General features: G+C 69.8%; 24 protein-coding genes. 11 read left to right on the plus strand and 13 right to left on the minus strand.

The features are described 5' to 3' along the window. Positions 1 to 18 precede the first annotated feature (18 nt). A complete protein-coding gene (locus MQH10_RS13245) occupies positions 19 to 189 on the plus strand; it encodes a DUF1328 domain-containing protein (protein ID WP_242564504.1) in 171 nt (56 codons plus the stop codon). 60 nt (positions 190 to 249) lie between these two features. On the opposite strand, the gene MQH10_RS13250 is transcribed toward MQH10_RS13245, so the two are convergent. The 3 genes from MQH10_RS13250 to MQH10_RS13260 are packed head-to-tail and all read right to left on the minus strand — an operon-like array spanning position 250 to position 2,259. Further along, positions 250 to 1,026, minus strand: a complete 777-nt coding sequence (locus tag MQH10_RS13250; protein ID WP_242564505.1) for a metallophosphoesterase family protein — start codon at positions 1,024 to 1,026, stop codon at positions 250 to 252. Then, a complete protein-coding gene (locus tag MQH10_RS13255; protein ID WP_242564506.1) occupies positions 1,023 to 1,898 on the minus strand; it encodes a diacylglycerol/lipid kinase family protein in 876 nt (291 codons plus the stop codon). The genes MQH10_RS13250 and MQH10_RS13255 overlap by 4 nt, the downstream gene beginning before the upstream one ends. 7 nt (positions 1,899 to 1,905) lie before the next feature. Then, the gene (locus MQH10_RS13260; RefSeq protein ID WP_242564507.1) at positions 1,906 to 2,259 is read right to left on the minus strand and encodes a hypothetical protein; all 354 of its coding nucleotides are present in this window, start codon (positions 2,257 to 2,259) and stop codon (positions 1,906 to 1,908) included. A 117-nt stretch (positions 2,260 to 2,376) separates the two neighbouring features. Here MQH10_RS13260 and MQH10_RS13265 point away from each other — a divergent pair, with 117 nt between their 5' ends. Further along, on the plus strand, positions 2,377 to 2,820 hold the full coding sequence (locus MQH10_RS13265; protein WP_242564508.1) for an OmpA family protein: 444 nt from the start codon (positions 2,377 to 2,379) through the stop codon (positions 2,818 to 2,820). Positions 2,821 to 3,010: 190 nt separating this feature from the next. Here MQH10_RS13265 and MQH10_RS13270 read toward each other — a convergent pair whose 3' ends face one another. Further along, the gene (locus MQH10_RS13270) at positions 3,011 to 3,346 is read right to left on the minus strand and encodes a hypothetical protein (RefSeq protein ID WP_242564509.1); all 336 of its coding nucleotides are present in this window, start codon (positions 3,344 to 3,346) and stop codon (positions 3,011 to 3,013) included. Positions 3,347 to 3,490: 144 nt separating this feature from the next. On the opposite strand from MQH10_RS13270, the gene MQH10_RS13275 reads away from it, so the two are divergent. After that, positions 3,491 to 3,682, plus strand: coding sequence for a hypothetical protein (locus MQH10_RS13275; protein ID WP_242564510.1), 192 nt, complete (start codon positions 3,491 to 3,493; stop codon positions 3,680 to 3,682). A 46-nt stretch (positions 3,683 to 3,728) separates the two neighbouring features. After that, on the plus strand, positions 3,729 to 3,986 hold the full coding sequence (locus MQH10_RS13280; RefSeq protein ID WP_242564511.1) for a hypothetical protein: 258 nt from the start codon (positions 3,729 to 3,731) through the stop codon (positions 3,984 to 3,986). Positions 3,987 to 4,068: 82 nt separating this feature from the next. On the opposite strand, the gene MQH10_RS13285 is transcribed toward MQH10_RS13280, so the two are convergent. Together MQH10_RS13285 and phyR are read right to left on the minus strand one after the other, a co-directional pair. Continuing rightward, positions 4,069 to 4,242: a DUF1328 domain-containing protein gene (locus MQH10_RS13285; RefSeq protein ID WP_242564512.1), complete on the minus strand. Its 174-nt coding sequence runs from the start codon at positions 4,240 to 4,242 to the stop codon at positions 4,069 to 4,071. Positions 4,243 to 4,321: 79 nt separating this feature from the next. Then, positions 4,322 to 5,119, minus strand: coding sequence for an anti-anti sigma factor/receiver protein PhyR (gene phyR, locus MQH10_RS13290; protein WP_242564513.1), 798 nt, complete (start codon positions 5,117 to 5,119; stop codon positions 4,322 to 4,324). 220 nt (positions 5,120 to 5,339) lie between these two features. Between phyR and nepR the strand changes: the two genes are divergently transcribed. Genes nepR through MQH10_RS13310 form a run of 4 tightly spaced genes read left to right on the plus strand, consistent with a single transcriptional unit; the run spans position 5,340 to position 8,044 of the window. After that, positions 5,340 to 5,528: an anti-sigma T factor NepR gene (gene nepR, locus MQH10_RS13295; RefSeq protein ID WP_242564514.1), complete on the plus strand. Its 189-nt coding sequence runs from the start codon at positions 5,340 to 5,342 to the stop codon at positions 5,526 to 5,528. Then, positions 5,528 to 6,124, plus strand: coding sequence for a sigma-70 family RNA polymerase sigma factor (locus tag MQH10_RS13300; RefSeq protein WP_242564515.1), 597 nt, complete (start codon positions 5,528 to 5,530; stop codon positions 6,122 to 6,124). Before nepR ends, MQH10_RS13300 begins: the two co-directional genes overlap by 1 nt. Before the next feature lie 9 nt (positions 6,125 to 6,133). Next, positions 6,134 to 7,858 (plus strand): sensor histidine kinase PhyK, encoded by a 1,725-nt coding sequence (gene phyK, locus MQH10_RS13305; protein ID WP_419720775.1) that lies wholly within the window; start codon positions 6,134 to 6,136, stop codon positions 7,856 to 7,858. A 48-nt stretch (positions 7,859 to 7,906) separates the two neighbouring features. After that, positions 7,907 to 8,044 carry an entericidin A/B family lipoprotein gene (locus MQH10_RS13310; protein WP_242564517.1) on the plus strand — a complete coding sequence of 46 codons (138 nt, stop codon included), beginning with the start codon at positions 7,907 to 7,909 and terminating at the stop codon, positions 8,042 to 8,044. A 64-nt stretch (positions 8,045 to 8,108) separates the two neighbouring features. Here the strand turns inward: MQH10_RS13310 and MQH10_RS13315 are convergent, their stop codons facing one another. The 4 genes from MQH10_RS13315 to chpT all read right to left on the minus strand — a co-directional run bounded on the left by MQH10_RS13315 (position 8,109) and on the right by chpT (position 10,817). Then, positions 8,109 to 8,714 carry a hypothetical protein gene (locus MQH10_RS13315; protein ID WP_242564518.1) on the minus strand — a complete coding sequence of 202 codons (606 nt, stop codon included), beginning with the start codon at positions 8,712 to 8,714 and terminating at the stop codon, positions 8,109 to 8,111. Positions 8,715 to 8,779: 65 nt separating this feature from the next. Beyond that, positions 8,780 to 9,607: a CheR family methyltransferase gene (locus MQH10_RS13320; RefSeq protein WP_242564519.1), complete on the minus strand. Its 828-nt coding sequence runs from the start codon at positions 9,605 to 9,607 to the stop codon at positions 8,780 to 8,782. Beyond that, positions 9,604 to 9,969 (minus strand): response regulator, encoded by a 366-nt coding sequence (locus tag MQH10_RS13325; protein WP_242564520.1) that lies wholly within the window; start codon positions 9,967 to 9,969, stop codon positions 9,604 to 9,606. The genes MQH10_RS13320 and MQH10_RS13325 overlap by 4 nt, the downstream gene beginning before the upstream one ends. 182 nt (positions 9,970 to 10,151) lie before the next feature. Further along, entirely contained in the window at positions 10,152 to 10,817 is a 666-nt protein-coding gene (gene chpT, locus MQH10_RS13330) for a histidine phosphotransferase ChpT (protein WP_272886910.1), read from the minus strand. Between the two features lie 66 nt (positions 10,818 to 10,883). On the opposite strand from chpT, the gene MQH10_RS13335 reads away from it, so the two are divergent. Together MQH10_RS13335 and cysQ are read left to right on the plus strand one after the other, a co-directional pair. Continuing rightward, entirely contained in the window at positions 10,884 to 11,090 is a 207-nt protein-coding gene (locus MQH10_RS13335; RefSeq protein WP_242564521.1) for a DUF3553 domain-containing protein, read from the plus strand. Next, positions 11,087 to 11,869, plus strand: a complete 783-nt coding sequence (cysQ, locus tag MQH10_RS13340; RefSeq protein ID WP_242564522.1) for a 3'(2'),5'-bisphosphate nucleotidase CysQ — start codon at positions 11,087 to 11,089, stop codon at positions 11,867 to 11,869. The genes MQH10_RS13335 and cysQ overlap by 4 nt, the downstream gene beginning before the upstream one ends. On the opposite strand, the gene MQH10_RS13345 is transcribed toward cysQ, so the two are convergent. From MQH10_RS13345 to MQH10_RS13355, 3 genes are all read right to left on the minus strand, one after another. Beyond that, a complete protein-coding gene (locus tag MQH10_RS13345; protein ID WP_242564523.1) occupies positions 11,866 to 12,069 on the minus strand; it encodes a hypothetical protein in 204 nt (67 codons plus the stop codon). The genes cysQ and MQH10_RS13345 overlap by 4 nt on opposite strands. 121 nt (positions 12,070 to 12,190) lie before the next feature. Continuing rightward, a complete protein-coding gene (locus MQH10_RS13350) occupies positions 12,191 to 12,868 on the minus strand; it encodes a Fe2+-dependent dioxygenase (protein ID WP_242564524.1) in 678 nt (225 codons plus the stop codon). Positions 12,869 to 12,953: 85 nt separating this feature from the next. Further along, positions 12,954 to 15,434, minus strand: coding sequence for a TonB-dependent receptor (locus MQH10_RS13355; protein WP_242564525.1), 2,481 nt, complete (start codon positions 15,432 to 15,434; stop codon positions 12,954 to 12,956). A gap of 181 nt (positions 15,435 to 15,615) precedes the next feature. Here MQH10_RS13355 and MQH10_RS13360 point away from each other — a divergent pair, with 181 nt between their 5' ends. Then, positions 15,616 to 16,806 carry an acyl-CoA dehydrogenase gene (locus MQH10_RS13360; protein ID WP_242564526.1) on the plus strand — a complete coding sequence of 397 codons (1,191 nt, stop codon included), beginning with the start codon at positions 15,616 to 15,618 and terminating at the stop codon, positions 16,804 to 16,806. Positions 16,807 to 16,958 lie beyond the last annotated feature (152 nt).

The raw sequence follows: 16,958 nt of genomic DNA on the forward strand, positions 1-16,958 counted from the left end.
TAATCGAGGAGAATCGTCATGCTGAGTTGGGCCCTGACCTTCCTGGTGGTCGCCCTCATCGCCGGTCTGCTGGGCTTCACCGGCATCGCCGGCGCCGCCATCGGCGTCGCCAAGATCCTGTTCTTCGTCTTCCTGGTGCTGTTCGTCGTCAGCCTGATCTCGCACATGGTGCGCGGTCGAGCGGTCTGACGGGGCGCGCCCCAGAGTTGTTGCGGAACGCGCCTCCGAGCCCGCCTCGGGGGCGCGTTTCTACGTCCGGGGCCGACCCCAGCTTCGCCAGGGGGTGAAGGCGCTCCCGCTCCAGCCCTGGGCGACGATCCGCACCTCGTCCGCGGTGATCTCGATCACATTGAACCCGGCCGGGCAGCCCCGCTCCCGGGTCGACAAGGTGCCCGCCCCCACCGCCGCGCAGCGCTCATTGAACACATAGGGCAGGACGAAGGGCACATGGACGTGCCCCGACAGCACCAGATCGATCCCCGCCGCGGCCAGGCGCTCGGCGGCGTGGTGCCCGCCCCAGACCTTGCCGGTCATCGGCCCGCCGAGCATCTCGGTCAGGGGGTGGTGGCAGACGAGCAGGCGGGCGGCGTCGGCCGGCGCCTGGGCGAACCAGGCCAGGGCGGCGTCGACCTGGCGCGGCGAGATCTGGCCCTTGGACCAGTTGGCCCGGGGTTGGACCCCGCGCGCGGTGTTCAGGCCGTAGACCGCCAGGCGCGGACCGGTCCAGGTCGAGACCTCGGCGGGGCCGATCGCCCGCTCATAGCGGCCGAAGGGCGAGACCAGCCGCTCCAGCCAGGCGAAATAGGGCGTGTCGTGATTGCCCGGCACCACCAGCCGGGGGCCCCTGAGACTTTCGATCCAGTCCCGCGCGGCGGTGAATTCCCCGCGCTCGCCGAACCGGGTCAGGTCGCCGGAGACAATGATCAGGTCGAGGCTCTGGCTGTTCAGCCAGGCGGTGGCCGCCGCCAGGGCCGGGACGTTCTCGTCGCCGAAATGGATGTCCGACAGGTGGGCGATGCGGATCATGAGACGGTCCGCGGCGCCAGGACGCGCACCACGTCCGGCCGCCAGGTGATGCGGACGCGGGCGGGAAGCCGCACCGGCTCGCCGTCCAGCAGGGCGGGCAGGCCCTGGGCGGCCCAGACGGCGCCGGCGCGGCAGGGCGAGGTCTGGGCGGCGGGATCGCGCCGCCAGTCGCCCATCATGGCGTTGACGCCCAGGCGGAAGGCCTCGGCGGCGCCCGCGGGGTCGAGCGCGGCGGCCTCGAGCATCTGGTCCTCGTCGGCCAGGGCGCTGGATCCGACGGGGCAGAGGAAGGCGATCGCCTCGGCCTTGCCGCGGCTGCGGTCGTCCAGGGCGTAGCGCAGGCGCCCCGAAAAGGCGCGCCGCAGGGCGCGCTGCGCCCGGGCCCAGGCCAGGTCGAAGCGGCCCTGGCGGACCGCCTCGCGGGCCGGCGCCCAGAGGGCCGGCGACCCCAGGATCGCGGCGATCAGGAACAGGCGGCCATCGACCTCCCCGCCCCCGAGGGAGCGGACCTCGCCATCGGTGAGGATGGCCTGCAGGGCGTCCTGCCAGGACAGGGTCCCATAGATGGCGCGGGGCAGCATGTTCATGGTTCCCCCCGGCAGGGGCGCGAGCAGTGGGCCCTTGGGACCGCAGAGCTCCGCGGCCGCCCGCGCCGTGCCGTCGCCGGCCAGGATGACCACCAGGTCGGGGCGCGCGTCAACGGCGCGGCGCAGGCACGCCATCAGGTCGCCGTCCTGGGGCGACTGCACCCGGGCGTCGACGCCGTGGGCGGCGAGGATCTCTCGGGCGGCGTCGGGGGCGTCGGGGCCGACGCCGCCGGAGGCGGTGTTGGCCACCAGCTCGATACGCTTGAGAACGGGGCGGCCCGTCATGCGCGGATCACTGGGCCTTGTCGGCGGCGGGCGTCAGGCTGTGGCCCACATCCTTGAGGGCGGCCCCGGCGTCGCCCGCGGCGTTGCGGACGGCCGGCTCGGCCTTGTCGGCGGCGACGGCCAGCCCCTGGTCCACGGCGTCGCCGCTGCGGGCGAAGGAGCCTTCCTTGGCGGCCAGGACCAGCACGACGGCGCCCAGGGCGGCCGCGCCGAAGGTCAGGCCCATCAGGATCGGGTGGCGCTTGCGGGCCTTGCGTTCATCCCGGCGCCCCCGGTCATAGGCGGCGGCGATCTCGCGGGCGTGGTCTGGCGCGACGCCCTCGGCATGGGCGACGGCATGAGGTTTGCGGGTCCAGAACATGTCAGGGTCTCCGGGCGTGAATGTCCCCCTCCAACGGCGCAGCTCGGCCGGGGTTCCGCCGGAACTTCGACGGCGACCACGCGTTGCACGCTCAAGGTTGTGACCGAGGGGCGACAGATGAACCGGGCTTGGACTTTGAGCATCGCGACTGTTCTGGCGGTTCAAGCCGCGGGGTGCGCCAGCCTGGCGCCGCGCCTGGCGAGCCGCCCGCCCGCCTGCAGCGACATGACGGTGCAGATCTATTTCGAGCCCGACTCCGCCGAGGTCACGGACGAGGGGCGGGCGGTGATCTCCGCCGCCGCCGCCCAGGCCAAGACCTGCAAGGTCGATCGCGTCAATGTGCTGGGCCTGGCCGACGCCGCGGGCGCGCCCCAGGCGAATCTGGAGCTGTCCCAGCGTCGCGCCGCGGCCGTGACCCGCACCCTGACCGCCCAGGGCCTGCCCACCGCCCAGTTCGAGGAGGCCGCCGCGGGCCAGGCCGGCGCGGTCACCGCCTCCGGGGACATCCGCCCCCTGCGGCGTCGCGTCGATGTCGTGCTGAAGCTGTCCGCTCCCCGCTGATCTCCGCGCCGGTAAAAAGAAAGGGCGGACCAGTGGTCCGCCCAGGCGTGTCGTCGAGAATAGGGGGTGCGGAGGCGGCAGACCGGCGTATCCGCCGGTCACAAGTCGGGGGGGGCGTCGCCGCCTCCGCATATTGAAAACGAGCTTTCCGGCGAAGCGTTCCCGCCCGGCGCGAAATTTTTTTAGCGGCTCAGGCGGCGGGCTCGTCCAGCTGCACCGCCGGCATGGCGTCGAACTCGGCCTTGGTCAGCGGGGTCGTGAATCCGCCGGCGTCCGCGACCAGGCCTGCGACCGCCAGGCTGCGCAGGCCGGCCGAAGGATGACCCTGCACCCGCACCAGGGCCTGGGCCGGACGGCCGCGGGCGTCCAGCACCACTTTCTCGATCACCCCCAGGACGACGCCCTTGGCGTCGCGCACCGTGCGGCCCTGATAGGCCTCGGCCGCCTGGGCCTGGGCGTGAGCCACGGCGGGCAGGATCGAGAGGGGCGCCGTCAGAAGGGCGGCGGCGAGGACAAGGCGCAGCATGGTCATGGGCCCCAATAGGGCGCTCCAGGCGAAGAAGGCCAAGTCCTAATCTGCGACTGTGGCGAGGACGGGGCGGAACAGTCTGGCGGCTCGGCACGTTATCAGACTGCGGGCGGACGGCTCGCGACAAGAGGGGTGTCTGCCGTGAATCCGGATATTGAGATTTCGACGTTCCGCGCCGGCTCCATGGGCGCGCGCAATCCGCGCCGTCGTCGCCTGGCGGCCATCGCCATGATCGTCGGCATCGCCGCCGCCGGGGGCCTGATCGGCCGCCTGTCCCATCCCGCCGACAGCGCCCGACTGGCGCCCGGCCCCTACAACTACTTCCCGGTCTGAGAGCCGCCGCTCCGATCGGGCCCACCTCGCCACGGAGCCTGACGCCATGCCCATTTCCCTGAAGTACCCCTCCCGCCTGGTCCTCAATGCGACCCGGGCGCGCCAGGCCCGCCTGGGACGCCCCGTCCTGTGGGTGCTGCTGTTCTCGACCGCGCTTGCGGCCCTGGCCCTGTTCGGGGCGTGGAGCGCGAGCGCGCCCAAGCTCGCGGCCAGCGAACCCTCCGCCCAGAGCCAGGCCCAGAGCGCCCGCCATTTCGACACCGGGAACGCGGCCGTCCAGCAGACCGCGCCCGCCCCGAACTAGCCCGACCGCCCAGGGCGATCCCCCATAGTCAAACGGCCGCCCGAGGGCGGCCGTTCTGCTGTCTGGACGCGGCGCGGCGGCGCTAGACCACCGATTGCCCCCGGACCGCGCGGATGACGAAACTCGCCACCAGCAGAACCAGGAACAGCACGAACAGGATCTTGGCCACCGAGGCGGCGATTCCCGCCAGGCCGACGAATCCCAGAACACCGGCGATCACGGCCAGAATGGCGAAGGTCAGGGCCCAACCAAGCATCGACGTCTCCATGAACCAGGAGCCCCGCGGCTCCGCAATTCGGGAAACGTCGATGCGGGTCGGCGGTTCCGCCCGGCGGTCAGGCCGCCTGACGGGCGTTGCGCGGATGGAAGAACAGGGCCTGTCCGATCGCCGCCTTCACGGTTTCCGGCTGGAACGGCTTGGTGATCAGGAAGGTCGGCTCGGGCCGCTCGCCGGTCAGCAGGCGTTCCGGGAAGGCGGTGATGAAGATCACCGGCACGTCGTTGCGGGCCAGGATGTCCTTGACCGCATCGATGCCGGACGAGCCGTCGGCCAGCTGGATGTCGGCCAGGACCAGGCCGGGCGTCTTGCGGGCCACGGCGTCCAGCGCCTCGGTGCGGGTGGCGGCGATGTCGACCACGGTGTGGCCGAGCTCGGTCACCAGGGCCTCGATGTCGGCGGCGATCACCGGTTCGTCCTCGATGATCAGCACATCGGTGGCTAGCTCGGCGTCGATCTCGGTCTGGGCGGCGGCGATGAGGTGTTCGACCTCGCCGAACTCGACGCCCAGGATGTGCGCGGCTTCCGAGGGCGTGAAGCCCTCAAGGGCGGTGAGCAGGAAGGCCTGGCGCGACCGCGGCGCGATGCGCATCAGGCGGCGCCCGGCGTCCTGGGCCCCGGTCCCGTCGTCCGTGCTGTCCTCCAGGCGCGCGCCCGTGGAGCACCAGATGGCGTGGAAGACCTGATAGAGCGCCACGCGGGGCGTCAGATTGGGCTCCAGAATCCGCTCGCCGGCGGCCAACGCCTCCAGCGAGACGCGGACATATTGGTCGCCCGTCGTCTGGTCGCCGGTCAGGGCCCGGGCGTAGCGGCGGACGTAAGGCAGATGCGGCGCCAGGCGTGCAAGAAGACTCAAAGGAAACCCCTCCCATCAGACACAGGCGCGCCGGCCGGACGCGTCCGGCGCAGACTTCACCATAGAGCTCGAAACGCCTGCCCAGGGAACCGGTTCCCACGGACCTGCGTTTTCTGCACACTAGAGTTCGAACGGCGGGAACCCGCGGTGGAGCTGGGCGTTGATGGGCGACGAGGATCAACCGAGGGGGCGAGTTCCGCGACCGCGGAATGTTGAACATATGATCGATCAACAACCCACCGACCAGGCCAGACGCGGCTCCGCCGCGCTGGACGAGGCGCGCCTGCGCCAGCACGCCATCGGCGTGCGCCTCCGCCAGATGTTCGACGACGTGGTCAATGAGCCGGTCCCCGACGAGTTCCTGGATATTCTGCGCAAGGCCGACCAATCGCCGCCGGAGAAGGGCTGATGGCCTCCGCGGAGCCGTACCGCGCCCCTGACGCCGACGAGGGGTTCAAGCGCGAGCTGGTCGCCCTGATCCCGCATCTGCGCGCCTTCGCACGCACCCTCACCGGGGACCCGACCGCCGCCGACGACCTCGCCCAGGACGCCATGATGAAGGCCTGGGACGCCCGCGAGAGCTATCAGATGGGCACCAATATGAAGGCCTGGACCTTCATGATCCTGCGCAACCAGTTCTATTCCGAGAAGCGCCGGTCGTGGCGGCAGATCCAGCTCGACCAGGAATCGGCCGAGCGCACCCTGGTCGCGATCGACGATCCCGCCTCCCCCCTCGCGCTGGACGAACTGCGCCAGGGCCTGGCCATGCTGCCCGCCGAACAGCGGGAAGCCCTGGTCCTGGTCGGGGCCGGCGGCTTCGCCTATGAAGAAGCGGCGGAAATCTGCGGCGTGGCGGTGGGCACGGTGAAGAGCCGGGTGAGCCGGGCGCGCCGCGCCTTGCACGCCATACTGGAGGACGGCGCCTATGATCGCGACGGCGCCCCGGCCGGTGACGCCATGCGAGCCATACTGGCTGACGCGGAGCGGCTTAGCGTCGTCCGATAGGCGATGGCCGTGATCCAGGCGCCCTGGGGTTCGCTCTCCACCATCCGTGTCCGATTGACCGCCGCCCTCGCGGCGGCGCTGCTGCCTGTACTGATCCTGGGCGCGGTGCAGTCGACCCTGGCCTTCCAGCGGGAGGGCGAGACCCGGCGCGCCGGCCTGGCCGCCGCCGCCGAGCGCAGCGCCGCCACCGCCCGGGCCCGGATGGAAGCGGCCGATATCCTGCTGGAGACCCTCGCCCCGGGCTCCATCGGCTTCCAGTGCGCCCAGCGGCTGGCCGAAGTCACCCAGCGCATTCCCGGCTACGCCAACCTGATCCGGTTCGACCGCAACGGGCGGGTGGCCTGCGCCGCCGCCGACACCCCCTTTGACCCGCAACGCGCCCAGCGCCCGTGGTTCCAGCGCATGGCCGCCGGCGAGAACATGGTGGTGACCCGCGACGCCGGCGCGGCCTACGCCCGGCAGCCCGCCCTGCTGGCCGCCGTGCGGGCCACGGGTCCGGACCATCAGTTCGACGGCGGCCTGGTGGCGGTGATCTCCCTGGCCAGCCTGGCCCCCAAGCTGTCCGACGCCTCGCTGCCCGTGGACGCCGAGGTGGCGCTGGCCGATTCCACCGGCCACTATGTCAACGCCACCGACGCCCAGGCCTTTCCGGCCCTGCCGAAGGGATGGCGCAGCCGTATCGCCGCCCAGGGCTCGACCGTCTGGACCGGCCGCGACGCCCACGACCGCAGCCGGGTGTTCTCCGCCGCGCCGCTGGTGGGCGACGACCTCTATGTGATCCTCTCGGCCAAGTCGCAGGACCTGTTCGCCTGGGCCTGGATCAATCCCCTGAGCGGCCTGGCCTTCCCGCTGCTCACCTTCGCCCTGTCGCTCACCGCCGTGCTGGTGGCCGCCGACCGGGTGGTGATCCGCTGGATCAACTATCTGCAGCGCATCGCCGCCCTCTACGCGCGGGGCCGGTTCAGCGTCCGCGCCATCCAGGCCGAACAGGCGCCGCCGGAGATCCGCGACCTCGCCGAGACCCTCGAGGACATGGCCGACGCCATCCTGGCCCGCGACGGCGCCCTGCGCGAGAACCTGGCCCAGAAGGATGCGCTGATGCGCGAGATCCATCACCGGGTGAAGAACAACCTGCAGGTCATCACCAGCCTGCTCAACATGCAGCAGCGGGCCCTGTCCGACCCGGCCGCCCGCGCCGCCATGTCCGACACCCGCCAGAGGATCACGGCGCTCGCCCTCATCTACCGCGCCCTCTATCAGGGCCCCGACCTCAAGCAGGTGGATCTGCGCCCGTTCCTGGAGGAGCTGACCGCCCAGCTGATCGCCGCCGATTCCCTGCACGGGGCGACGGTGGAGACCGAGCTGAAGGTCGACGCCCTGGTCATCGATCCCGACCGGCTCGCGCCGCTGGCCCTGTTCACGGTGGAGGCCATCACCAACGCCCAGAAGCACGCCTTCGCCGGCCGGGGCGGGCGACTGCTGGTCGAGTTCAAGGTGGAGAACGGCGAGGCCGTTCTGATCATCAGCGACGACGGCTCCCCGCCGGATTCGGCCCTGGCCGGGTCAGGGGTCGGGCGCACCCTGATGAACGCCTTCGCCCGCCAGCTGCGGGGCACCGCAGAGCTGGTCCGCAACGCCCATGGCGGGATCAGCGCCCGCCTGGAATTCCCCACCCCGGCCTATGTGCCGCCGACACATCAGACCGCGGCGAGCGGGAACCAAGCTGCGGCTTGACCGTTGTTGAGGGCGTTCCCTTCCACACCGTCGCGGAGACCTAAGTCCATGCGCAAAATCATCCTGCTGGCCCTCGTGGCCTCGAGCCTCGCCGTCACCGCCTGCAACACCGTCTCGGGCGCCGGCAAGGACGTCCAGGCCGCCGGCAAGGCCGTCACCGGCACCGCCGAAGACGCCAAGCACTAGACCTTTCGCAGGTCTCAGAGCGTTCGAAGCCCCGCCCTCACCGGCGGGGTTTCTTCTTTTGGGGTCAGTCCCCGCCGAACCAGACGAAGGCCCGGTTCAGCCTCTGGCGCATGGCGGTGACCACGCCGGTCAGGACCGGCTCCTCCGCCCCGCCGGCGCGCACCCGGGCCAGGGCGGCCGCATCGATCCGGCCCTCGAAGGCGACTTCGCCCAGGACCTCGTCATGCCCGTGGAAGCGGATCGTCCCGGCCGTCACCTCATAGGCGTCGGGCAGCACGCGACGGCTGACCTCGTGATAGGTCTGGCCGAGTTCGTTTTCCTTCTGCGGGCTGGTGACGTCGTCGAATTCGAGCATCACCGGGGCGTAGTTGGGCGAGATCCTCTGGCCCTTCTCATAGGCCTCGAACTCCTCGGCCGAGCCGAGATTGACCTGCCGGAGCTTGAAATTGCCGAACATCACGTCGGACTTCGGAAAATAGTAGCCGAACAGGTCCAGGCCGGCCGCGTGGCGGAAGCCCTGGGCGGCGGGCGCCGCGGGGGGCTGAGGGGCCGCGGGCGCGATCGCCGCCGGCTTGGCCGCCGACGCCTTGGGCGCCTTGTCCTGGCGGTTGCAGGCGGCCAGCGACAGGGCCGCGACCAGGATCAGAGTGGAAACAAGACTGCGGCGCATCTGGGTCTCCCGATGTCGCGGCGACCTTAGCCCGGCGGGCCCGACCCGTCAGGCCCCCTCGCCTTTCAGGCGGCGGCGCGATAGGCGGGATTGCGGGCGTAGACGCCTGGCCGGCCGGTCACCGCCTGGAACGCGTCGGACACGCCGGTGACCCCTTCGCCCTCGCCCAGCACCAGGAAGCCGTCGGGGCTGAGCGCGCGGGCGAGGTTCTCCAGCAGGCGGGGCTTCATCTGGGGCGTGAGGCCGCCCAGCACATAGCGGCAGAAGATCACGTCGAAGCGGCCGGCGGTGGACAGGTCGGCGATCAGGTTGATGCGCCGCCAGCGGACCATCTGGCGGATGCGGGGCGACAGCACCCACATCTCGTCCGCCTTCTCGAAATGATTGACCAGGTGGCGGATCGGCAGGCCGCGCTGGATCTCGAACTGGGTGTAGAGGCCGCTCTGGGCCTTCTCCAGGGCGCGCTCGGAGAGATCGGAGGCGAACAGCTCGACCTTGGCGCCGGGAATCTGGCCGCGCATGTCCTCGACGGTCATGGCGAGCGAATAGATCTCTTGGCCCGAGCCGCAGGCGGCGCTCCAGATGCGGATCGGCTCATTGCCGCGCAGGCGGGCCAGAGTCGGCAGGATTTCCGTCTCGAACAGGGCGAAGGGGCGGCGGTCGCGATAGAAGGCGGTCTCGCCGGCGGCCAGGGCCTCGACGATCGACCAGGCCAGACGGTCGTCGCGCTTCAGCCGCAGATCGCCCAGCATGTCGTCGACCGAGCCGAAGCCCTCGCGGCGGGCGACGGGCGCGAGCCGGCTCTCGATGAAATAGGCCTTTTCCGGGTCGATCAGCAGCCCGGCCCGCGACGCGCAGATCTGCGCCGCCAGTTCGCGATCTTCAGGCGTCATGCCAGTCCGACCTCGACCAGCTTGGAGGCGATGATGTCGCCGTCGAAGGGCTTCATGATGTACTCGTTGGCGCCGGCCGCCAGGGCCTCGCGGATGTGGTCCAGATCGTTCTCGACGGTGCAGAACACCACGGTCGGCTTGTCGCCGCCGGGCTCGCGACGCAGGTGGCGCAGGAACTCGATCCCGTTCATCACCGGCATGTTCCAGTCGAGCAGCACGGCGTCAGGCATGGCGGCGCGACACCAGGCGAGCGCCTCCATCCCGTCGGACGCCTCGGCGATCTCGAAGCCAAGGTCCTCCAGGATGCGGCGAGCCACCTTGCGGATGACCTTGCTGTCGTCGACCACCAGACAGGTCTTCAAAAGCCACACCTCTTCCAATCGCCTTCATTTCGCGCGGCTTTGGTTAAGGAGGCGTGTGAACGCGACAAATCTTAACGCGGGACCACCCGATTTGGGGCGCATGACCGCGCCCTGGGCGCCGGCGCCCCGTCAGACCAAGCTAGACTATTGAATTCAAACGCGTCTCGAACCCAAAATGGGGATCAGGCCGGCAGGGTGGCGGCGAACACCACCTTCTCCTCGGAGGCCTCGGCGAACACCCGGCCGCCGGCGTCATTTATGAACAGGCTGACGTAATAGGCCTGGACCCAATGGCCGTGCAGGCCTTCGCCCATGGGCTCGCCGCGCAGGCCGGCGGCGACCTCGGGCCGCAGCCGGGCGCGCGGGCCGGTCGCCTCGACGGCGATGACCAGATTGCCGTCTTCCTCCACCGCCTGGACCCGGGCCGTGCCGCCGGTCGGCAGGGCCGCGCCGGCCAGCTGGGCGAGATTGAGCAGGGTGCGGGCGGCCGGCTTGTTGACCCCCAGAGGCGTCACCTGCCAGTCGAGCTGGGCGCGCATGTGCTGGAAGATCGCCGTGGTCAGCTTGGCGAGTTCGCGGCAGTCGAAGGTCTCGGCCATGGCCGAGGCGCCGAAGGCCACGCGGGTGAAGGAGAGCGCGTCGGCCAGCTTGCGGGCGCTGGACGAGATCAGGCCCATGGCCTCCTCGCGCATGTCCTGGGCGCTGGGGTCCTCCAGCAGGTCCAGGCCGGAGACGATGGCGCTGGCCGGGCTGATGAAGTCGTGACACATGCGCGCGGCCAGATAGGCCGCCACCTCGGCGGTGCGGGGCGTCGCAAGGGGTTCGGCGATCGTGGCGGCTTCGGTCATGGGCCCTGGACCTTGGCCTGATTTGGCGCTTTGGCAAACCGGGCGCTGAGGCTAGACCCTGGCCCGATGAGCGGTCCAGATCCCTTCCTCGAACCCGGCGTCCTTGTCCGCCATCCCGCCCAGCCCGACTGGGGCCTGGGCCATGTGCAGTCGGTGGCGGGCCGCAAGGTCACGGTCAATTTCGACGAGGCCGGCAAGCAGGTGATCGATTCCGCCGTGGTCCGCCTGGATTTCGTCGGCGACGACCCCCGCGCGCCAGGAGCCCGCCGATGAGCGCGACGACCGTGCCTGACGACGCCGGCGCCCGCCTGGCCGACATCTGCGAGGAAGCCGGCCGGCTGATCCTGCCCCTGTGGAAATCGGGGCTGAAGGTTCACACCAAGTCCGACGAGAGCCCGGTGACCGCGGCCGACCGTGAGGCGGAGCTTCTGATTCTGCGCCGCCTGGCCGAGGCGTTTCCGGACGTCCACGTGGTGTCGGAGGAACACGCCAGCGAATATGGCGCGCCGGAAGCGATCGGCGACCCCTTCTTCCTGGTCGATCCGATCGACGGCACCAAGGCCTTCGTGCGGGGCGATCCGAACTTCACCGTCAATATCGGCCTGATCTCCGGCAAGCGGCCGATCGCCGGCGCCGTGATGGCGCCCGTGACGGGCGAGACCTGGTTCACCCGGGCCGGGCGCACCTTCAAGCGGGTGTGGGGCGGGCCGGAGACCGAGGTGCGGGCCAGGGCCTGGCCGCAGGGCCATGCGGTCGCCCTGGTCAGCCACACCATGAAGCCCGACATCATCGAGAAGTACGCCGCCGAGTACGGCTTCGATCATCCGCAGGCGATGGATTCCTCCATCAAGTTCTGCCGGCTGGCCGAGGGTGCGGCGGATATCTATCCGCGGCACGGCCCGACCATGGAATGGGACATCGCCGCCGGCCAGGCGGTGCTGGAGGCTGCAGGCGGGCGGATGGAGGCCCACGGCGGCGGCGCGTTCGTCTATGGCAAGGTCGCCGATGGCTTCCGGAACGGCTGGTTCATCGCCCGGGGGGCGGCGGGCTAGATCGGCTGGGCCGCAGCCTCGTCCGCCGGCATCGGATAGAGCTCTGCGGAGATCGACTGCGCCCGGCCGTGCGCCTGGGCCACGCTGCTCGCGCCCGCGAAGAGGAAGCCGGAGAAGCCCAGCAGGAACGACAGCAGCGCGAGCCAGATGAAGGGCTTGAGCAGGCCGTACGGGGAGGCGGGCGAGGCCTGCAACGTCATGACGGTGTTCCTGGATGTCATGGACAGGGGAACGACCGGACCGCGCGAAAGGTTGCGATCCTTGAGCTCAAGGAATCAGCGAATCGCGCGACGGGCGAGGGGCCGGATCGTCGCAGGCAAATCAGACCTCGGCCCACATGCGGATCAGGTTGTGATAGGTCCCGGCCAGGGCGACCACCGACGGATCGGTCTGGCCCACCTGGGTCGAGAGCGCGCGGATGGCGTTGTCCATGTCGTGCAGCAGGGCCCGGCGCGCGTCCTCGCGGATCATCGACTGCATCCAGAAGAATGAGGCCCAGCGGGAGCCCGCCGTGACCGGCGCCACCCTGTGCAGGCTGGACGAGGGATAGAGCACCAGGTCACCGGCCGGCAGCTTCACGGCGTGTTCGCCGTAGGTGTCCTCGATGATCAGCTCGCCGCCTTCATATTCGTCGGGCTCGGACAGGAAGAGGGTGGCCGAGACATCGGTGCGGTAGCGGATCGGGCCGGCGAAGCGGATCGAATTGTCCACATGGGTGTCGAAGCCCATGCCCGCGTCGTAGCGGTTGAACAGCGGCGGGAAGACCCGCAGCGGAAGGGCGGCGGAGACGAAGGTCTCGTGGCGGCCGAGCGCGCCCAGGATGATCTCGCCCAGTTCGCGGGCGGTGGGGGAGTCCTCCGGAACCTGCAGATTGCGCTTGGCCTGGGCGGACTGCTCGCCGGCCGTGACCTTGCCGTCGACCCAGGGCGTCGCCGCCAGGGTCTGGCGGAACCGGGCCACCTGGTCGGGCGTCAGCACGCCCTCGATCTGAATCAGCATTGTCGGGTCCTGAAGAGGTGATCGGCGCGGACCGGGACAGGGGTCCGCGCCGACGCCGAGCCGCGCAAGAGGGGAGGCGCGCGGCTCAGAAGGTCTTGCCGTAGGAGAGGATGAAGGTCCGGCCGGCGGCGGGAATGGCCCGGTTGGAGAACACCTGGGTGTAGTTCAGCCGGTCGGTGAGGTTGTAGATGTTGAGGCCCAGCCGCTGGCCGTCGGCGAAGGTCCAGGCGGCGAAGGCGTTGAGGGTGATGCTCTCGGGAACCTGGGCCAGGCGCGCGGCGGTCAGGGTCGAGCGGTCGGCGTAGGAGACGCTGCGGGCGGTGTAGGCCACGTTGAGCTTGCTCTGATAGGTCGCGTCGCCGCCGACACTCAGCCCCGGGACCCATCGGCCCAGGTCATAGGTGGTGAACAGCGAGGCCGAGGTCTTGGGCACATAGGCCACCTGCTGGCCCACGGCGACGGTGTTGAGCACGGGGATCGCGGCCGTCACCCCCACCGGACAGATCACCGCGGTCGGCGTGCCGGAGGTCGAGGTGGGCACGGTGCAGTTGGAGTAGGATTCCTTGATCTTGGCGTCGAGATAGGCGTAGCCCGCGCTGACCGTCCAGGCGTCGGTCAGCTTGCCGGTCAGGCCGAGCTCGAGCCCCTTGACCTCCTGGCGCTCGCCCGACTGGGCGACCAGGAAGCCGGTGCCGGGATCGGTCTGCAGGGCGTTGTCCTTCTTTACATCGAACAGCGAGGCGGTGAAGGACGCGCGGCCGCTGGGCAGGGCGAGCTTGGCGCCGGCCTCCCAGATCTGGCTGACCTCGGGCTCCAGGTCCTTGGCGGTGAGGGCCACGGCCGTGCCGGCGCCGACCACCGAGGTTCCCTGCGGGGTCTCGGACCGGCCCCAGGAGAGGTAGTAGGTCTGGGTCTGGGAGGGCTCATAGACCACGCTGGCCCGCGGGCTCTTCAGGGTCGACTTGACCTTCAGCCCCCCGACCGGGCTCTCGGCGCCGCTCATCAGCAGGGTGTCCAGTTCGGCGTTGTAGCGGTCGAGCCGCAGCGATCCGATCACCGACAGCTCCTCGGTCAGCCAAAGCCGGTCGGTCAGGAACACGGCGAGGTCCGTCGATTCGCCCTTCGTCGACAGGGTGGTCGCCGCGGTGACATTGGTCGCCACCGTCGCCCCGTTCAGGGTGGTGGTGCAGGCGCCGCTGGTCGGGCAGGTGATGTTCACGCCAGGCCTGGGCCGGAACACCGTGTAGCCCGCCGGGAAGTTCGGATCGGGATTGACCAAGGCGTGCGGAATGGCGGTCCGCGCCGTGATCCCGCTGGGCAGGGTGTAGGCATAGAACTGTTTGTCATTGTGCTGGTAGGAGACGTCGAGGCCGACGATCGCCTGGTTCTTCAGGCCGCCGACGGTGAAGTCCATGCGCGCTGTCGAGATGTTCTGGGCGCCCCAGCTGTCCTGGTCATAGGGGCCCGAACCGCCAATGCCGCCATAGGCCTCGGTGGCCGGATTGTTGTCGAACAGGGCGGTGGTGCAGGCCGTGTTGCACTGATCGGTCGTCGTATATTGGAAGTAGCGCTTATAGGCGCCGACCCGGCTGTCGGAGGTGAGCGTCAGCCAGGATTCGGGCTTGTGGCTGAGCCTCAGGGTCACGACGTCGGCGTCGGTGCGGTCGACGTCGTTCTTGAAGCCCAGATAGCTGGAGCGCTCGACGCCCACGCCATATTCGGTGGCCGGCAGGGCGACGATGTCGCCAGGCTTCTGGACAATGATGATCCCGTAGTCGGGGCGGCGGTTGTCGTGCTGGTGCAGATAGCTGAGCACGGCGCTGGTGTCGGTCCCGAGCCCGAGCCCCACCGAGATCGCCGCCCCCCAGCGGTCGGACTTGACCAGGTCGCGATCGACCACGCCGGTCGAGGAGCCCATCAGGTTCAGCCGCACGGCCGAATGCTCGCCCAGCTGATGATTGATGTCGGCCAGCGCCCGGTAGTAGTCGCCGTTGCCGACATAGGCGTCGAGGATCGTCACATCGTCGAGCTTGGGCGTCTTGGAGACGGTGTTGATGGCCCCGCCCGTCGTGCCGCGCCCGAACATGGCGCCCGACGGCCCTTTCAGGACCTGGACCTCCTGATAGTTGAAGCTGTCGCGGGTGTAGACGCCGAAGTCGCGCAGGCCGTCGATATAGACGTCGTCCTTGGCGTCGAAGCCGCGGATCTTGAACTGGTCGCCGTTGAGGGTGCCGCCCTCGCCGATGGCGATGGTGATGCCCGGCACGTTGCGCAGGGCCTGTTCCAGGGTGTTGACCCCCTGGGCCTTCAGCTGGGCCTGGGAGATCACATTGATCGCCTGGGGCGTGTCCTGGACCGTGGTCGGCAGGACCGAGAGGCCGGTGTCGGTGTCGAGCGGCTTGCGCTGGCCGTTGACCTGGACGCCGGCGATCTCGTTGGCGTCGGCGTCGGCCTCGGCGGCCTGGGCCGCGCCGGCCAGGCTGACCACACCCGCGAGCGCCAGCATGCCCAACCGCGCCGGCCGCTTGCGCGCATAACCGACCACTCCGCTCTTCACCCGACGCATCCCCGAACCCTCACTGAAAGCCGCACAAACTGCTATTGCGAAGCGTTCTTAATTGCAGGCGAGAAACTTAGCAATGCGAGTCATTCGCAAATTTGATCAGGATCAAACGGCGCAACGCATGGCGCCTACACGGCCGCGCATTTTCGGCCCATAAGGCGGCGCTGACCTAAGGAGACCGGCCATGGCCCTCGACACCGCCGCCCCCGCCAAGACCTTCGATTGGGAAGACCCCCTCGACCTGGCCGCGCGGCTTTCCGAAGACGAGCGCATGGTCTGGGATTCGGCCCGCGCCTACGCCCGCGAGAAGCTCCTGCCCCGCGTGGTCTCGGCCTATGCCGAGGAGCGGTTCGATCGCGAGATCATGACCGAGATGGGCGCCCTGGGCTTCCTCGGCCCGACGCTTCCGGAAGAGTACGGCTGCGCCGGGGTCAATCACGTGGCCTATGGCCTGATCGCCCGCGAGATCGAGGCGATCGATTCCGGCTACCGCTCGGCGATGAGCGTGCAGTCGTCGCTGGTCATGTACCCGATCTTCGCCTTCGGCTCCGAGGCCCAGAAGCGCAAGTACCTGCCCGGCATGGCGGCCGGCGAGATCATCGGCTGCTTCGGCCTGACCGAGGCGGACGGCGGCTCCGACCCCGCCTCCATGCGCACCGTGGCCCGCAAGGCGCCCGGCGGCTATGTGCTGAACGGCGCGAAGATGTGGATCACCAACGCCCCGATCGCCGACGTGGCCCTGGTCTGGGCCAAGCTCGACGGGGTGATCCGCGGCTTCCTGGTGGATCGCGGCTCGGAAGGCTTCGAGACGCCGAAGATCCAGAACAAGCTTTCCCTGCGCGCCTCCATCACCGGCGAGATCGCTCTGGCCGACGTGTTCGTGCCGGAAGACCAGATGATGCCGGGCGTGTCGGGCCTGCGCGGACCGTTCTCCTGCCTGAACAAGGCCCGCTACGGCATCGCCTGGGGCGCCATGGGCGCGGCGGACTTCTGCCTGCACGCCAGCCGCGAATACACCCAGACCCGCAAGGTGTTCGGCAAGCCGCTCGCCGCCCGTCAGCTGATCCAGAAGAAGCTGGCCGACATGCAGACCGAGATCGCGCTCGGCTTCGAAGGCGCCCTGGCGCTGGGCCGGCTGATCGACCAGGGCGCCTGGGTGCCCGAGGCCATCAGCCTGATGAAGCGCAACAACTGCGGCAAGGCGCTGGCCATCGCCCGCGAGGCCCGCGACATCCACGGCGGCAACGGCATTTCCGGCGACTATCACGTGATGCGCCACGCCGCGAACCTGGAGACCGTGAACACCTATGAAGGCGCTCACGACGTCCACGCCCTGATCCTGGGCCGGGCCATCACCGGCGAGAACGCGTTCTAGGACGGACCTCGGCCGCCCTCCCCGGCGTCGGGCAGGGCGGCCACTTCCGCGTGGCTCCCGCATCCGCGCAACCCTTGCGGTCAATCGTCGCGGGTTCGAACCATACGTTTACGCTTCCTGCCCCATGGTCTCGCCCGTCACCGGGGGACGAG

It is taken from the genome of Phenylobacterium aquaticum (assembly GCF_022695515.1).
In the GTDB taxonomy this organism is placed as follows: Bacteria; Pseudomonadota; Alphaproteobacteria; order Caulobacterales; family Caulobacteraceae; genus Phenylobacterium; species Phenylobacterium aquaticum.

Excerpts from the sequence above, each read along its gene's own strand:
- cysQ (WP_242564522.1), top strand. The coding sequence starts at position 11,087 with ATGAGCGCGACGACCGTGCCTGACGACGCCGGCGCCCGCCTGGCCGAC.
- MQH10_RS13345 (WP_242564523.1), bottom strand. The coding sequence starts at position 12,069 with ATGACGTTGCAGGCCTCGCCCGCCTCCCCGTACGGCCTGCTCAAGCCC.
- MQH10_RS13255 (WP_242564506.1), bottom strand. The coding sequence starts at position 1,898 with ATGACGGGCCGCCCCGTTCTCAAGCGTATCGAGCTGGTGGCCAACACC.
- MQH10_RS13335 (WP_242564521.1), top strand. The coding sequence starts at position 10,884 with ATGAGCGGTCCAGATCCCTTCCTCGAACCCGGCGTCCTTGTCCGCCAT.
- chpT (WP_272886910.1), bottom strand. The coding sequence starts at position 10,817 with ATGACCGAAGCCGCCACGATCGCCGAACCCCTTGCGACGCCCCGCACC.
- MQH10_RS13310 (WP_242564517.1), top strand. The coding sequence starts at position 7,907 with ATGCGCAAAATCATCCTGCTGGCCCTCGTGGCCTCGAGCCTCGCCGTC.
- MQH10_RS13285 (WP_242564512.1), bottom strand. The coding sequence starts at position 4,242 with ATGCTTGGTTGGGCCCTGACCTTCGCCATTCTGGCCGTGATCGCCGGT.
- MQH10_RS13280 (WP_242564511.1), top strand. The coding sequence starts at position 3,729 with ATGCCCATTTCCCTGAAGTACCCCTCCCGCCTGGTCCTCAATGCGACC.
- MQH10_RS13300 (WP_242564515.1), top strand. The coding sequence starts at position 5,528 with ATGGCCTCCGCGGAGCCGTACCGCGCCCCTGACGCCGACGAGGGGTTC.
- MQH10_RS13265 (WP_242564508.1), top strand. The coding sequence starts at position 2,377 with ATGAACCGGGCTTGGACTTTGAGCATCGCGACTGTTCTGGCGGTTCAA.
- MQH10_RS13350 (WP_242564524.1), bottom strand. The coding sequence starts at position 12,868 with ATGCTGATTCAGATCGAGGGCGTGCTGACGCCCGACCAGGTGGCCCGG.
- MQH10_RS13245 (WP_242564504.1), top strand. The coding sequence starts at position 19 with ATGCTGAGTTGGGCCCTGACCTTCCTGGTGGTCGCCCTCATCGCCGGT.
- MQH10_RS13260 (WP_242564507.1), bottom strand. The coding sequence starts at position 2,259 with ATGTTCTGGACCCGCAAACCTCATGCCGTCGCCCATGCCGAGGGCGTC.
- MQH10_RS13320 (WP_242564519.1), bottom strand. The coding sequence starts at position 9,607 with ATGACGCCTGAAGATCGCGAACTGGCGGCGCAGATCTGCGCGTCGCGG.
- MQH10_RS13250 (WP_242564505.1), bottom strand. The coding sequence starts at position 1,026 with ATGATCCGCATCGCCCACCTGTCGGACATCCATTTCGGCGACGAGAAC.
- MQH10_RS13360 (WP_242564526.1), top strand. The coding sequence starts at position 15,616 with ATGGCCCTCGACACCGCCGCCCCCGCCAAGACCTTCGATTGGGAAGAC.
- nepR (WP_242564514.1), top strand. The coding sequence starts at position 5,340 with ATGATCGATCAACAACCCACCGACCAGGCCAGACGCGGCTCCGCCGCG.
- MQH10_RS13315 (WP_242564518.1), bottom strand. The coding sequence starts at position 8,714 with ATGCGCCGCAGTCTTGTTTCCACTCTGATCCTGGTCGCGGCCCTGTCG.
- MQH10_RS13270 (WP_242564509.1), bottom strand. The coding sequence starts at position 3,346 with ATGCTGCGCCTTGTCCTCGCCGCCGCCCTTCTGACGGCGCCCCTCTCG.
- MQH10_RS13355 (WP_242564525.1), bottom strand. The coding sequence starts at position 15,434 with ATGCGTCGGGTGAAGAGCGGAGTGGTCGGTTATGCGCGCAAGCGGCCG.